Source organism: Serratia sp. SCBI (assembly GCF_000747565.1).
Classification (GTDB): domain Bacteria; phylum Pseudomonadota; class Gammaproteobacteria; order Enterobacterales; family Enterobacteriaceae; genus Serratia; species Serratia ureilytica.
In genome coordinates this window covers 582,717-595,796 of record NZ_CP003424.1, presented here as the reverse complement: position 1 = coordinate 595,796, position 13,080 = coordinate 582,717, and the positions used below count along the sequence as shown (strand labels likewise).

The following is a 13,080-nucleotide window of genomic DNA, read 5'->3' as shown; positions in this document are numbered from 1 at the left end:
GCCTAACTGGCGGCGGCCAGCGCCTCCGCCCGCCGAATGGGGATCAGATATTCACAACGGATCGCCGCGCCGCCAAGCGGGCAACTGCCCTCCTGCGCCGGGTAGAACCGCTCAATATCCTGCCCTGGCCGGCGGATGGCGTTCATCTGCGGCATGGCGGTGTCATACAGCCGGACAATAAAGTTTTGTAACCCTTCCGCCTGCCCCTGATAGGTGAAACGGGCGTATTCCCCCTGTTCGATGGTCACCCGTTCCCCCACCGCCCCTTCGTCCGGCAAAGCGGCGGTATACGCCATGCGCGGGCAGCCCCGACGCTGCCGGTCGATCTCCAGGCTGGTAAGGCCATACATCACCTCAGGCAGCGTCTGCGGCCGCAGCAGTTGCCGCCAGGCATGGCGACGCAGCTCGCATTTGGAAGCCGCCAACTGCCCCAGCGTAAAGCTGCGGCGTTGCGTGTTGCCCACCAGCTGCATGGCGGGCAGCGTCACGATATCGGCCTGCGGCAGCGGCGCTTCGGTCAGCCGCAGCGGCGGCTGCAGACCGTAGCTCGACCAATCCTGGCTGCGACGATAGCTGGCCGGCGGCAGACCAAACTGCTTGCGGAAGCAGCGGGTGAAGGTCTGCTGCGAATCGAACTGGTACGTATCGGCGATACAGGCCACGCTGGTGCCGGTCAGGCGCAGTTCGCGCGCGGCGGCGGTCAACCTTCTGCGGCGGGCGTAAGTGCCGAGGATATGGCCGGTGTGCTGCTTGAACATCCGCTGCAAATGCCACTTGGAATAGCCGGACCTGGCGGCGATGTCGTCCAGCGTCAGCGGCTGATCCAGGCTCTGCTCGATCCAGGCCAGCAGCTGCTCAATCACCTGTTGCTGGTGCATGGTGTTCCCCTTATTTGCTCAGTAATGTCAGCGCCAACATCCGGCCTGCGGCTTCATCGGCGGCCACCAGTACCGGATAGCCCCAGAATTTGGCGCCGTATTCGGCGAATGCTTCCGCCGCCGCGCGTTTGGCGTCGTCCGGTTCCAGCATGATCATGCCTTTCGCCCACCGCTTCAGCGCCGCGCGGTTATCGCGCTTCCACAGCGCTACCTGAGTGCGGGCGTCGCGATCGTGCTCTTCACCTTCATCGCCGACTCTGCGATCGGTCATCAGGACGAAAGGCTCGGCGCGCGCCAGCAGCGCGCTGAATTCGGCCAGTTCGGCCTGGGTATCGCGCCCGTTTTGGCGCATCCATACCAGCGGAAAATCGGCGGTATCCAATGACATAATCAGTTTCCTCAGGAAATGGTTTAGGACTGGCGCTTACTTTATCGGCACCGGCGCTAGACCACATTGCGCAATCAGGACATAATACTTTTCAATTCCGCCAAATTGAGAATTGTTCTCATGAAAGTACAGATCCCCCGCCACTGTCTGGATATCGATCAGGTGCCGCGCCCGCTGTTTGCCCTGCAAGGTTCGACCCTTGAGCAGGACTGGGAAGTCGAGCCGCACCGCCATCAGAAGGCGCAGCTGATCTACACGGTACGCGGCATGATCCGCTGCGAAGTGGAAAACGGGCTGTGGCTGGTGCCGCCGCAGTGCGCGCTGTGGATGCCGGGCAACGTGTTGCACAACGCTCAGGGCGCCGGCTCCACCGAGGCCTACTGCCTGTTCGTCGATCAACATGCCGCCGCCGGTCTGCCGCAGAACTGCTGCACGCTGTCGGTCTCGCCGCTGCTGCGCGAGCTGCTGCTGCAGGCCAGCACCTTCGAGCCGCTCTACGACGAACAGGGCGCCGAGGGGCGCCTGACGGCGGTATTGCTGGACCAGCTGGCGGCCGCGCCGATCGAGAACCTGCATCTGCCGGTGTCCGACGACGCACGCATTCGGCAGTTGACCGAAGGCATGCTGAGCAGCCCGGCGGACAAATCCACCCTCGGGCAGTGGGCGCAGCGCATCGGCATGAGCGAGCGCTCCCTCAGCCGCACCTTGCAACAGCAGATGGGCATGAGTTTCGGCCACTGGCGGCGCCAGCTGCACGTGATGCTGGCGCTGCAGCGCCTGACGCAGGGCGAGAGCGTACAGACGGTGGCGCTGGATCTGGGCTACGAGAGCGCCAGCGGCTTCGTCACCATGTTCAGAAAGGCGGTAGGCAAACCGCCGGCGCGCTACCTGGCGGAGCGAAACGCCTCTGGAGAGACCCTGGGCGGCGCAATTACCATGTGAAAAAGCCGGCGCAGGCGCCGGCTTGAAGCAGATGAGAATCAGAAATCGTAGAACACCGTAATCCAGGTGGAGTCCGGCTCGTTGTCGCTGCTGTTGGCCAGCGTGCGCTCCACATACACCGACAGTCCGTAACCGATGGTGGTGCCCGCGCCGAGGTAAACGTGGTTGGCGTGATACGCCTCGTCACCTTTCAGCCGCAGCGAGTCCGCCGCCACGTAAGGCTGGATCGATTTGAGGAATGGCTTGTCGATATTGAAGGTGTAACCGACGAAGCCTTCCAGCCCGTAGCCGTCACCGGCGAAGAAGTGCGACAGCGTGCGCTGGCGGGTGCTTGGCACATAGTCTTTGTAGTAGCTGGCGGTGCCGACGATGTACCAGTTGTTTGGCTGCCAGGTCAACGCGGTGCCGGACAGCTGCTGGTGATAATCCTTTTCGTTGTACAGATTATCTTTGATCTTCGCGTCGGTATAACTGTAGGCGGCGCTGAAGGTGAAATCCTTCGTCACCTTATAATCGAAGCCCAGCCCGCCACCGCCCTTGCGGCGGTAAATCAGGTTATCCGCGGTGTGCAGATCGTCTTCCGGCAATAAATAGTTGGCGTACAGCGTTACCGGCCCGAAATCATTGGTGTATTTGATGCTGTTTTTCGGTTTATTGCCGCCGTCATAATCGCCGGAAATACCGATGCCGGTGCCGCCCGCGTGGCCGTCGTTATCCCAGACGTCGCTTTTGATGCCGACCACGGAATAATAGATGCCGTACTGGTGGCCATAGGTCAGGGTGCCGTAACGATCGTCCTTGAAACCGGCGTACAGCTGGCGCTGATAGTCGCGTTTGCCGTCCTCATTGTAGTGCCCGTCCCAGCTGAGCGCGTGCGCCAGATCGACGCCCCATTCGTAATAGCCGATGATCGAGGTGTCCTGCGTCAGCGCATAGTCGCCGCTGAAGCGAAAACGCGTGCCGCCGTCGTGACCGTTTTTGTCATAGCCCGGTTCCGGGCCGTTATTGAAGATCCACTCGGGGCGAATGCTGCCGCCCACCTTTAAACTGAGCGGCGCCAGCAACACATTGCTCTGCGGGTTTTTATCCAGAATGGTGATCTCGGCCTGTGCGCCGGCGGATAACGCCGACAGCAAGACGCCGCCAATGAATATTGGCGTTGTATTCTTTCTCATTATTACCCCTGCCCGAAAAAATTATTGTTATAAACACGGTGGTCTTAAGCCACGCGGAAATAATTACCCGATGTCAACAGCGCACGCAAGATATAAAAATTCACGTCATAATCTGCCATTATTTCAGGTTGGGCTTATTTTCAGCAGAAACGTGTTCACCTGTAACACGGAGAAAAATAATGTAATAACCGCAGCACGAAATAAACCAATCCGCATCTTTTACCCAAAATAACCCGGCGTGATTATCTGGGAATAAAAATAGCAAATAACAAATAAATATTATTGCCGCAGGTAAACCGTCACGCGAGGGAATTAATTAATGGCGGGAAATAACGACGGAGCGCATTGCGCGCTCCGGGAAAATGCCCTCACTACTGCGCCAGCCAGCCGCCGTCCATGTTCCAGGCGGCGCCGCGCACCTGCGCCGCCGCATCGCTGCACAGGAACAGCGCCAGCTCGCCGAGTTGCTCCGGCGTGACGAACGCTTGCGACGGCTGCTTCTCCGCCAGCAGCTCATCGCGCGCCCGCTGCGGATCGATGCCGGCGGCAATGCGCTTGTCGATCTGCTGTTGCACCAGCGGCGTCAGCACCCAGCCGGGGCAGATGGCGTTGCAGGTCACGGGCGTGCGGGCGGTTTCCAGCGCCAGCGTCTTGGTCAGCCCCACCACGCCGTGCTTGGCCGCCACATAAGCCGATTTGTCTTTCGACGCCACCAGCCCGTGCACCGACGCCACGTTGATGATGCGCCCCCAGTTGCGCTCGCGCATACCCGGCAGCGCCAATCGGCAGGTGTGGAACACCGCCGACAGGTTGATGGCGAGAATGGCGTTCCATTTCTCCACCGGGAACTGATCCAGCGGCGCCACGTGCTGAATGCCGGCGTTGTTCACCAGAATGTCCACGCCGCCGAACTCACGCTCGGCATAGTGCATCATGTCCGCTATCTGGGCCGCATCGCCGAGATCGGCGCCGTGATACCCCGGCGCGGTGCCCAGCCGGGCAACCTGCGCCTTCGCCGCTTCCACATCGCCAAAGCCGTTGAGGATCACACGCACGCCGGCGGCGGCCAGCACGGACGCTATCCCGAGGCCGATGCCGCTGGTCGAGCCGGTCACCAGCGCGGTCTTGCCTTGTACACTCATGGTATCGCTCCTTTAAACAATGCCGGTCAGGTAGAACACGCCGATCACGAACAGCACCGCGGCGCTCTTGATCAGGGTGATGGCGAAGATGCCGCCATAGGCCTGCCGGTGGCTAAGGCCGGTGATCGCCAGCAGGGTGATCACCGCGCCGTTGTGCGGCAAGGTGTCCATGCCGCCGCTGGCCATCGAGGCCACCCGGTGCAGCACCTCCAACGGAATGTGCGCCGCATGGGCGGCGGCCACGAAGTTATCGGCCATCGCCGCCAGCGCGATGCTCATGCCGCCGGAGGCCGAGCCGGTGATGCCGGCCAGCAGGGTGACGCTGATCGCTTCGTTCAGCAGCGGATTGGGGATCGCCGACAGCGCCTGCGACAGCACCAAAAAGCCCGGCAGCGCGGCGATCACCGCGCCGAAGCCGTATTCGGAGGCGGTGTTCATCGCCGCCAGAATTGCGCCGCCGACCGCCGTCTTGCTGCCTTCCGCCAGCCGCCCGCGAATATTGCCAAAGCCGAACGCCACCACCAGCAGAATCCCCGACACCAGCGCCGCTTCCACCGCCCAGATGGCGGTGATCTTCGCCACATCGGTGGTGATCGGCTTGGCCAGCCCCGGCAGCGTCAGCTCGTGGCTGGCGCCGTACCACTGCGGGATCCAATGGGTGAAGCCAAGGTTGAATACCCCGACCAAAATCAGCGGCAGGATGGCGATCAGCGGGTTCGGCAGGTTGATGTCGTCCGGGGTTTCCGGCTCGTTCAGCAGATCGGTGCCGTAACCCTCCCCCTTCAGCTGCGCCTTGCGCCGCTGGCGTTCAAGATACAGCAAACCGACCGCGATGATGAACAGCGAGCCGATCAGCCCCAGCCAAGGCGCGGCCCAGGCGTTGGTGCCGAAGAAGCTGGTCGGGATGATGTTTTGGATCTGCGGCGTGCCGGGCAAGGCGTCCATGGTGAAGGAAAAGGCGCCGAGCGCCACGGTGGCCGGGATCAGCCGCTTGGGGATGCCGCTCTGGCGGAACAGCTCGGCGGCGAACGGATAAACCGCGAACGCCACCACGAACAGCGACACCCCGCCGTAGGTCAACAGCGCGCACACCAGCACGATCACCGGAATGGCGTGGCGTCGGCCGAGAATGCGGATCGCCGCCGCGACGATCGAACGGGAGAAGCCGGACAGCTCGATCAGCTTGCCGAACACCGCCCCCAGCAGGAACACCGGGAAGTAGAGCTTCACGAAGCCAACCATCTTCTCCATAAACAGCCCGGTGAAGGTCGGCGCCACCGCGCCGGGGTCGGTCAACAGCACCGCACCCAGCGCGGCGATCGGGGCGAACAAAATCACGCTGTAGCCGCGGTAGGCGGCCAGCATCAGTAATCCCAGTGCTGCCAGGGCAATCAAAACGCTCATCAGGCACCTCGCTATCGTTGTTATTGTCAGGTACGGCGTGCGAAATTACGGTTTCAGCGCAAAGCGCAGCTGATGCACCCGTCGCCGTTGAATGCGTTCCCTGCGCGCTTCATCCCAAAGATAAAATCCCTGGCCGCTGCGCTGGCCGATATCGCCGCGCTGCAGCCGCTGTTCCACCAGCGCCATCATCTCGTCGCCGGTCGCCAGTTCCGGGAACAGGTGGCGGGCGATGTCCGCCACCGTCCCCAGCCCGGTCATGTCGGCGGCCTCCAGCGGGCCGACCATGGCGTAGCGCCGCCCCAGCGAGGCGCGCATCACCTGATCCACCACCTCGGCGCTGGCGATGCCGCTGTGGACGATGTGCAGCGCCTCACGCAGCACCGCAAACTGCAGCCGGTTGCCGACAAACCCCGGCGCGGCGCGTTCCAGCAGCACCGCCTCCAGCGCCATCTCGCCGAGCAGCGCCTGCACCGCCGCCAGATGGCGCGGCTCGGTGGCGCTGCCGGGCACGATCTCCACCAGCGGGATCAGGTGCGGCGGGTGCCAAAAGTGGGCGATCAGCAGCCGCTGCGGATGGGTCATGCGCGCCGCCAGCTCGTCCGGCGGCAAGCCGCTGGTGTTGCTGGCAATCACCGCGTCGTCAGCGATCAGCCCTTCCAACTGCTCATACAGCGCGTGCTTCAGCTCGAGCCGTTCCGGGATCGCCTCGATAAGCAGCCGGGCGTGCGCTACCGCGTTCAGATCGCCGGTCACGCGCAGCCGCGCCAGCGCCGCTTCGCGTTCGTCGCGATCAAACTGCCCGACGTCGCTCAGCTCAGCCAGAATGCCGCTCGCTACCGCCGGCGCTTCCACCCGGCGCTGCGGATCCGGTTCATACAGCAGCACCTCATGGCCGTGGCGAATAAAGTGGGTGGCGATGCCCACCCCCATCAGCCCGGCGCCCAGTACCGCATAGTCAGATGACTGCATCGTGCCTTCCTCGGTTGTTTACGGGCGCTCTACCGCCAGCGCCACGCCCTGCCCGCCGCCGATGCACAGCATCGCCAGCCCCTTGTTCACCTCGCGGCGCTGCATTTCGTACAGCAGCGACACCAAAATGCGGCAGCCGGACGCGCCGATCGGATGCCCCAACGCGATCGCTCCGCCGTTGACGTTCACCCGCTCCGCCTCCCAGCCCAGTTCTTTGCCCACCGCCAGCGCCTGCGCGGCGAAGGCTTCGTTGGCTTCGATCAGATCGACCTCCTCCAGCCGCCAACCGGCTTTTTCCAGGCAGCGGCGCGCGGCCGGCGCCGGGCCGATGCCCATGATCGCCGGATCGACGCCCAACGAGGCGTAACCGGCGATGCGCGCCAGCACCGGCAAACGCAGCGCGGCGGCTTTTTCCGCGCTCATCAGCAGCACCACGGCGGCGCCGTCGTTGAGCGACGAGGCGTTGCCGGCGGTCACCGTGCCCTCTTTGCGAAACGCCGGGCGCAGCCGCGCCAGCGCCTCCAGGCTGGTGTCGCGCGGCTGTTCGTCGCGCTCTACCCGCAGCGCTTCGCCCTTCGGCTGCGGCACCGTCACCGGCGTGATCTCCTGCGCGAAACGCCCGGCCTGCTGCGCCGCCAGCGCCTTCTGCTGCGAACGCAGCGCGAACCTGTCTTGTTCTTCTCTGCTGATGGCGTATTTCTCCGCCAGGTTTTCGGCGGTGATGCCCATGTGATAGTCGTTGAACGCGTCCCACAGGCCATCGTGGATCACGCTGTCCACCATCTGCGCGTGACCGAGGCGCAGACCGGCGCGCGCGCCGGCCATCAGGTAAGGCGACCGGCTCATGCTCTCCTGGCCGCCGGCGATCACCGCGTCGGCGTCACCGCTGCGGATCGCCTGCACCGCCAGATGCACCGCCTTCAACCCGGAGCCGCACACTTTGTTGATGGTCAGCGCCGGCGTCGTAAACGGCAGCCCGGCGTTCAGCGCGGTCTGGCGCGCCGGATTCTGCCCGCAGCCGGCGGTCAGCACCTGGCCGAGGATCACTTCATCGATCTGCTGCGGCGCCACGCCGCTTTGCGCCAGCAGCCCCTGCACCGCCGCCGTGCCCAGTTCCACCGCCGTCAGCGGCGCCAGCGCGCCGTGAAAACTGCCGACCCGCGTGCGCGTCGCCGCCACGATCACCACTTCACGTTGTTGCACATTCACCTCCCGTTTCAGAAACGCATTTCCGGCACTTGCTCCGGCACGATCAGCCGGCCGGCGGTTTTGGCGACAATCTCCGCCACGCTGACGCCCGGCGCGCGTTCGCGCAGCACGAAAGCGCCGTCTTCAATTTCCAGGTAGGCCAGATCGGTCAATACCTTGCGGATGCAATTGGCGCCGGTCAGGGGCAGCGTGCAGCGCGGCAGCAGTTTGGACTCGCCGCCCTTCGCAGCGTGGGTCATCACCACGATGATGTTCTCCGCCCCCGCCACCAGATCCATCGCGCCGCCCATGCCCTTGACCATCTTGCCGGGGATCATCCACGAGGCGATGTTGCCCTCGACGTCCACTTCAAACGCCCCCAGCACGGTCAGATCGACATGGCCGCCGCGGATCATGGCGAACGACTGCGCCGAATCGAAGATCGACGCGCCGAGGCGCGCGGTGACCGTCTGCTTGCCGGCGTTGATCATGTCGGCGTCCAGCTGCTGCTCGGTCGGGAACTCGCCCATCCCCAGCAGGCCGTTTTCCGACTGCAGCATCACGTCCATGCCCGCCGGCACGTAGTTGGCCACCAGCGTCGGGATGCCGATGCCCAGGTTGACGTAATAACCGTCCCTCAGCTCTTGCGCCACGCGCTGCGCCATTTGTTCACGGGTAAGCATGCGAATTCTCCTTATGCCCGCAGGGTGCGTTGTTCGATACGCTTTTCGAAGGTGCCCTGGATCAGCCGATCGACATAGATGCCGGGGTGTGGATCGCCGCCGGATCCAGCTCGCCCGGCGCGACGATCTCTTCCACTTCCACCACCGTGATGCGCCCGGCGGTCGCCATCAGCGGATTGAAGTTCTGCGCGGTGTGGCGGTAGATGACGTTGCCGAAGTGATCGGCCTTCCAGCCTTTCACGATGGCGAAATCGCCGGTGATGGCGGTTTCCATGATGTAGGGGCGGCTGTTGAACTCGCGCACCTCTTTGCCTTCGGCGATCGGCGTGCCGTAACCGGTGGCAGTGAAGAATGCCGGGATGCCGGCGCCGCCGGCGCGGATCTTCTCCGCCAGCGTGCCCTGCGGCGTGAGATCCACCTCCAGCTCGCCGCTGAGCGCCTGCTGTTCGAACAGCGCGTTTTCGCCGACGTAAGATCCCACCACCTTGCGGATCTGATGGGTTTCCAGCAGCCGCCCGAGGCCGAACCCGTCGATGCCGCAGTTGTTGGAAACCACCGTCAACCCGCGCACGCCGCGCCGGCGGATCTCTTCGATCAGATTCTCCGGGATGCCGCACAGGCCAAAGCCGCCCGCCAGCACCGTCATGTTGTCCGTCAGGCCTGCCAGCGCTTCCTGGTAGCTGCCGACGCGTTTGTCGAGCCCTGCCATATCGTTGCCCCTGCATGTTGCGGCGCAGGGCGAAATGCCCTGGCTTACGTGAGGGCATCTTCAGGTCACAAAAATGATTTGTTAATTTTGTTTTTTATGCCGCATTCATTTAGAATTTTTATTAATCACCCGTTAACCGAAAATTAACAAAGAGTTAACGCCAACCAAAATGAAAATGAGCATCAAACAGTTACGCGCGTTTTTAGCGGTAGCTCACACTCTGAATTTCGCCCAGGCCAGCGAGCGGCTGAATATTTCTCAGCCGGCGCTCAGCCTGGCGATCCGTGGGCTGGAAGACGCGCTGGGCGGGCCGCTGCTGCTGCGCACCACCCGCCGGGTGACGCTGACGCCGGAAGGAGAAACCTTCTTCCCGATGGCGCGCCAGCTGCTGGCGGATTGGGACAACGCGGAAGAGGCGATGCGTCAGCGCTTCACCCTGCAGATGGGCAAGGTGGCGATCGCCGCCATGCCGTCGTTCGCCGGCAACCCGCTGCCGCCGATCCTTAAGGCGTTTCGCGATCGTTATGCCGGCATCAACGTGGCGGTGCACGACGTCATCAACGAACAGGTGTTTGAAATGATCCGCGAAGGCCGGGTGGAGATGGGCATCGCCTTCGAGCCGGAGCCGAGCGACACCCTGCACTTCACCCCGCTGTGCCGCGATCGCTTTCTGGCGGTGGTGCCGAAGGATTCGGCGCTGGCGCGCAAGGCTCAGGTGAGCTGGAAGGAGCTGCTGACGCTGGATTTCATCACCCTGCAGCGGCCATCGGCGGTGCGGCTGCTGCTGGAGCAGGAACTGGCCCGCAGCGGGCGAACGCTGGAGGTGGCGTTTGAGAGTCACCAGTTGGTGACGGTCGGGCGCATGGTGGCCAACGGCCTCGGCGCCAGCGCGGTGCCGGCGCTGTGCGAGCAACAGATGGATGAGCTGGGGGCGGTCTGCGTGCCGCTGATCGGCCCGATCATCGAACGGCGCGTGGGCCTGATCCGCCTGGCGCAGCACCAACTCTCTTCCGCCGCGCAGGCGCTGGCGACGGTAATCGAACGGGAGATGGCGGGGAGTGGCGGGCAGCCTGTGCTTAAACCGTAAACCCGACGTGCTTGCCGCCCGGCAGTTCAATGTCCAGGCGCAGCGTGCCGCCCATCGCTTCCACGTAGCCACCAACTACAGCGGCATTATTGGGCCAGACATCAAAAAACGTTATGAATGGGTATTGCGAGCTTTCCTGAACAATCCAAAGAACCGGAACACCTTGCTATGACAAAACTTTATCTCTCTTTACTGTGCGCACTGCTACTGAACGGCTGCCAATCCACTCAGCCCTGGTACCATCCGTTGGATGTCTCGCTCAAAGACAACCAACCTTGCTTTGCCGTGCCTATCAACAGCGTTCGCAGCGGTGACAGCCTGCAAAACCGGGGGGTGATCGTCTCACGACAGGAACAACAGCAATGGCATATCGTCTGGGCCTCACCAGAAGTCACTCCGTTGCCCGACCTGAAACCGGGACAATGCGCCACTTATCCGCAGGTAAACTGGGCTGCGGGAGAATACTCGGTCTTGCTCGGCGTCTCGATGAATAACGACACGGAAAGGCGTAAATACATGAAAGAATTCAACTTAATAATTAATCCCAAGGGAGAAATACAGCTACAGTAAGGAGACTGGGATTATTTATTCCCCTCCACCGCCTGCACCGCCGCCTTCTGCGTGGCGCGCTGATATAAGCACAGCTCCCTGCCCGGCTGGTTTTTCATAAACGGCTGCGGGTAGCGCCCACCGATAAACAGCGCCGAATAGCCGACGTCATCACCGTAGTGAATAATCTCCCCTTCCACCCTGGCGTTTTTTAGCCCGCTGGCTTTCAGGCAGGCGGCGCGCATCGCCCGTTCGCTCTCGGCCCACGCCTGTGGGGAAGACGCGGTGGCGTGGAACGCGGCCAGCGCGGCGATAAGCAACCCTATTCTCTTCATCGTTATCTCTCCTTCTACGGCCCGTCTCGCCAGTATAGACCGTGCCGCCCCGGCCAACCCGCCGCGCTCTTTACGGCATTTTTATTCCGCGCCCCGTTAACGTTACGGCGTTTTTACAGACAGTTTTTGCCGCCGCAGATACCCTTTCCACATCGCCGCTATGGCCTCACAAGAGAGTTGTCTCATGCGTTTATCCCTGCCTCTGGCCGTGACCGGTCTTCGTTCTGGAGCGCGCCATGCATTCTAATATTATCGGGTTCAATCCTCTGCTGGCAGAGCTGCCCGCATCGCCGACGCGCACCTTCCGCAAAGAGCTGGAACACTACCTGCAGCGCTATCCGGATACCGAACAGCTGGATATTTATCTGCACGATCTGAACGGCCAGCTGCGCGGCAAGCGCCTGCCGATCGCCGAAGCCTTTGGCCTGGAAAAAGGCTGCTACTTCCCGCTGTCGATCTACGCCCTGGATCTGCACGGCCGGGTGATTGAAGAAAGCGGGCTGGGGCAACGGGCGGGCGAGCCGGATCGGCTGTGCCTGCCGGTGCCCGGCACGCTGCGCCCCTGCGCGCGCGATCCCGAACGCCACGCCCAGCTGCTGCTGACGATGCAAAACGCCGACGGCGACGCCTGCGAGCTGGAGCCGCGTGTGGTGCTGCAACGGGTGCTGAAGCGCCTGCACGAGCGCAACTGCTTCCCGGTGGTGGCGGCCGAACTGGAGTTCTACCTGCAGGATCCGCAGCGCCCCGCCGAGGCGGAAGCCTGCCCGACGCAGAGCTTCGCGGTGGATGCGCCCGAGCGCCACCATGCGCTGCTGAGCGACATCGAACGGCACGCGCGGCTGCAAAGCCTGCCGCTGACCGGCGTGGTGGCCGAAGCCGCTTCCGGCCAGTACGAGCTGAACCTGCATCACAGCCGGCGCGTGCTGGAAGCCTGCGACCAGATCATGGCGCTGAAGCGCCTGACGCGGCAGATTGCCGAGCAACATCACCAGCACGCCTGCTTTATGGCCAAGCCCTGCGCCCATGCCGCCGGCAGCGGGCTGCATTTTCACATCAGCCTGCAGAACGAGCACGGCGAGAACCTGCTGACCGGCGCGCCGGGCGAACTGAGCGACAACATGCAGCAGGCGATGGCGGGCATGCTGGCGCTGATGCCGGCGTCGATGGCGATCCTGGCGCCCAACATCAACGCCTTTCGCCGCTTCCGCCCCGGCATGCACGTGCCGCTGCGCGCCTCCTGGGGCCACAACAATCGCACGGTGGCGCTGCGCCTGCCCTGCGCCGACAGCGCCAACCAGCGCATCGAATACCGCCTGGCCGGCGCCGACGCCAACCCCTATCTGGCGCTGGCGGTGATGCTCGGCGGCCTGCTGCATGGGCTGGAACACCCGCTGCCGCTGCCGCCCGCCGCCAACGGCTGCGAGAGCGACAACGCCGCGCCCTTGCCGCTCGGCCAGCAGGAGGCGCTGGCGCTGTTCCGCCACAGCGATCCGCTGCGCGAACTGCTCGGCCCGGCGTTCTGCACCCTGTGGCACACCTGCAAAAGCGCCGAACTGCGCCGCTTCGAGGAACAGGTCACCGCTGCCGAACTCGGCTGGATGCTGTAACCGCCCACTGATTCGTTAACTTAA

General features: G+C 63.4%; 14 protein-coding genes and 1 pseudogene. 5 read left to right on the top strand and 10 right to left on the bottom strand.

What is annotated here, in order from left to right; all coding sequences use genetic code 11:
* Positions 1–2: 2 nt before the first annotated feature.
* Together SERRSCBI_RS02680 and SERRSCBI_RS02675 are read right to left on the bottom strand one after the other, a co-directional pair.
* Positions 3–878 (bottom strand): helix-turn-helix domain-containing protein, encoded by an 876-nt coding sequence (locus SERRSCBI_RS02680; protein ID WP_033641740.1) that lies wholly within the window; start codon positions 876–878, stop codon positions 3–5.
* Positions 879–888: 10 nt separating this feature from the next.
* Positions 889–1,266, bottom strand: coding sequence for a hypothetical protein (locus SERRSCBI_RS02675; RefSeq protein ID WP_042783616.1), 378 nt, complete (start codon positions 1,264–1,266; stop codon positions 889–891).
* Between the two features lie 120 nt (positions 1,267–1,386).
* Here SERRSCBI_RS02675 and SERRSCBI_RS02670 point away from each other — a divergent pair, with 120 nt between their 5' ends.
* The gene (locus SERRSCBI_RS02670) at positions 1,387–2,208 is read left to right on the top strand and encodes a helix-turn-helix transcriptional regulator (RefSeq protein WP_019453262.1); all 822 of its coding nucleotides are present in this window, start codon (positions 1,387–1,389) and stop codon (positions 2,206–2,208) included.
* 38 nt (positions 2,209–2,246) lie between these two features.
* On the opposite strand, the gene SERRSCBI_RS02665 is transcribed toward SERRSCBI_RS02670, so the two are convergent.
* The 7 genes and pseudogenes from SERRSCBI_RS02665 to SERRSCBI_RS02635 form a co-directional block, all read right to left on the bottom strand.
* The gene (locus SERRSCBI_RS02665; protein ID WP_033636938.1) at positions 2,247–3,383 is read right to left on the bottom strand and encodes a porin; all 1,137 of its coding nucleotides are present in this window, start codon (positions 3,381–3,383) and stop codon (positions 2,247–2,249) included.
* A 371-nt stretch (positions 3,384–3,754) separates the two neighbouring features.
* On the bottom strand, positions 3,755–4,525 hold the full coding sequence (locus SERRSCBI_RS02660) for a 3-hydroxybutyrate dehydrogenase (protein ID WP_042783615.1): 771 nt from the start codon (positions 4,523–4,525) through the stop codon (positions 3,755–3,757).
* A gap of 12 nt (positions 4,526–4,537) precedes the next feature.
* The gene (locus SERRSCBI_RS02655; RefSeq protein WP_198036339.1) at positions 4,538–5,932 is read right to left on the bottom strand and encodes a GntP family permease; all 1,395 of its coding nucleotides are present in this window, start codon (positions 5,930–5,932) and stop codon (positions 4,538–4,540) included.
* 42 nt (positions 5,933–5,974) lie between these two features.
* On the bottom strand, positions 5,975–6,898 hold the full coding sequence (locus tag SERRSCBI_RS02650) for a 3-hydroxyacyl-CoA dehydrogenase family protein (RefSeq protein WP_042783613.1): 924 nt from the start codon (positions 6,896–6,898) through the stop codon (positions 5,975–5,977).
* Between the two features lie 18 nt (positions 6,899–6,916).
* A complete protein-coding gene (locus tag SERRSCBI_RS02645; protein ID WP_042785637.1) occupies positions 6,917–8,101 on the bottom strand; it encodes an acetyl-CoA C-acetyltransferase in 1,185 nt (394 codons plus the stop codon).
* A gap of 14 nt (positions 8,102–8,115) precedes the next feature.
* Complete coding sequence (locus SERRSCBI_RS02640; RefSeq protein ID WP_025305151.1) at positions 8,116–8,769, bottom strand: CoA transferase subunit B; 654 nt, start codon at positions 8,767–8,769, stop codon at positions 8,116–8,118.
* An 11-nt stretch (positions 8,770–8,780) separates the two neighbouring features.
* Positions 8,781–9,478: pseudogene (locus SERRSCBI_RS02635) on the bottom strand (CoA transferase subunit A).
* 169 nt (positions 9,479–9,647) lie between these two features.
* Between SERRSCBI_RS02635 and SERRSCBI_RS02630 the strand changes: the two are divergent.
* From SERRSCBI_RS02630 to SERRSCBI_RS02625, 3 genes are read left to right on the top strand one after another with little or no spacing between them, the layout of a single operon-like run.
* Positions 9,648–10,565, top strand: coding sequence for a LysR family transcriptional regulator (locus SERRSCBI_RS02630; RefSeq protein ID WP_042783612.1), 918 nt, complete (start codon positions 9,648–9,650; stop codon positions 10,563–10,565).
* A complete protein-coding gene (locus tag SERRSCBI_RS24880) occupies positions 10,537–10,737 on the top strand; it encodes a hypothetical protein (protein WP_182073993.1) in 201 nt (66 codons plus the stop codon). The genes SERRSCBI_RS02630 and SERRSCBI_RS24880 overlap by 29 nt, the downstream gene beginning before the upstream one ends.
* Positions 10,734–11,135, top strand: coding sequence for a putative T6SS immunity periplasmic lipoprotein (locus SERRSCBI_RS02625; RefSeq protein WP_033651398.1), 402 nt, complete (start codon positions 10,734–10,736; stop codon positions 11,133–11,135). Before SERRSCBI_RS24880 ends, SERRSCBI_RS02625 begins: the two co-directional genes overlap by 4 nt.
* A gap of 11 nt (positions 11,136–11,146) precedes the next feature.
* Here the strand turns inward: SERRSCBI_RS02625 and SERRSCBI_RS02620 are convergent, their stop codons facing one another.
* Positions 11,147–11,449: a hypothetical protein gene (locus SERRSCBI_RS02620; protein WP_042783610.1), complete on the bottom strand. Its 303-nt coding sequence runs from the start codon at positions 11,447–11,449 to the stop codon at positions 11,147–11,149.
* 236 nt (positions 11,450–11,685) lie between these two features.
* On the opposite strand from SERRSCBI_RS02620, the gene SERRSCBI_RS02615 reads away from it, so the two are divergent.
* Positions 11,686–13,056 carry a glutamine synthetase family protein gene (locus SERRSCBI_RS02615; RefSeq protein ID WP_033641727.1) on the top strand — a complete coding sequence of 457 codons (1,371 nt, stop codon included), beginning with the start codon at positions 11,686–11,688 and terminating at the stop codon, positions 13,054–13,056.
* Positions 13,057–13,080: the final 24 nt, after the last annotated feature.

Bases quoted from the DNA above. Each gene is read 5' to 3' on its own strand.
- SERRSCBI_RS02615 (WP_033641727.1), top strand. From the start codon at position 11,686: ATGCATTCTAATATTATCGGGTTCAATCCTCTGCTGGCAGAGCTGCCC.
- SERRSCBI_RS02625 (WP_033651398.1), top strand. From the start codon at position 10,734: ATGACAAAACTTTATCTCTCTTTACTGTGCGCACTGCTACTGAACGGC.
- SERRSCBI_RS02650 (WP_042783613.1), bottom strand. From the start codon at position 6,898: ATGCAGTCATCTGACTATGCGGTACTGGGCGCCGGGCTGATGGGGGTG.
- SERRSCBI_RS02675 (WP_042783616.1), bottom strand. From the start codon at position 1,266: ATGTCATTGGATACCGCCGATTTTCCGCTGGTATGGATGCGCCAAAAC.
- SERRSCBI_RS02640 (WP_025305151.1), bottom strand. From the start codon at position 8,769: ATGCTTACCCGTGAACAAATGGCGCAGCGCGTGGCGCAAGAGCTGAGG.
- SERRSCBI_RS02660 (WP_042783615.1), bottom strand. From the start codon at position 4,525: ATGAGTGTACAAGGCAAGACCGCGCTGGTGACCGGCTCGACCAGCGGC.
- SERRSCBI_RS02630 (WP_042783612.1), top strand. From the start codon at position 9,648: ATGAAAATGAGCATCAAACAGTTACGCGCGTTTTTAGCGGTAGCTCAC.
- SERRSCBI_RS02670 (WP_019453262.1), top strand. From the start codon at position 1,387: ATGAAAGTACAGATCCCCCGCCACTGTCTGGATATCGATCAGGTGCCG.
- SERRSCBI_RS02680 (WP_033641740.1), bottom strand. From the start codon at position 878: ATGCACCAGCAACAGGTGATTGAGCAGCTGCTGGCCTGGATCGAGCAG.
- SERRSCBI_RS02620 (WP_042783610.1), bottom strand. From the start codon at position 11,449: ATGAAGAGAATAGGGTTGCTTATCGCCGCGCTGGCCGCGTTCCACGCC.
- SERRSCBI_RS02665 (WP_033636938.1), bottom strand. From the start codon at position 3,383: ATGAGAAAGAATACAACGCCAATATTCATTGGCGGCGTCTTGCTGTCG.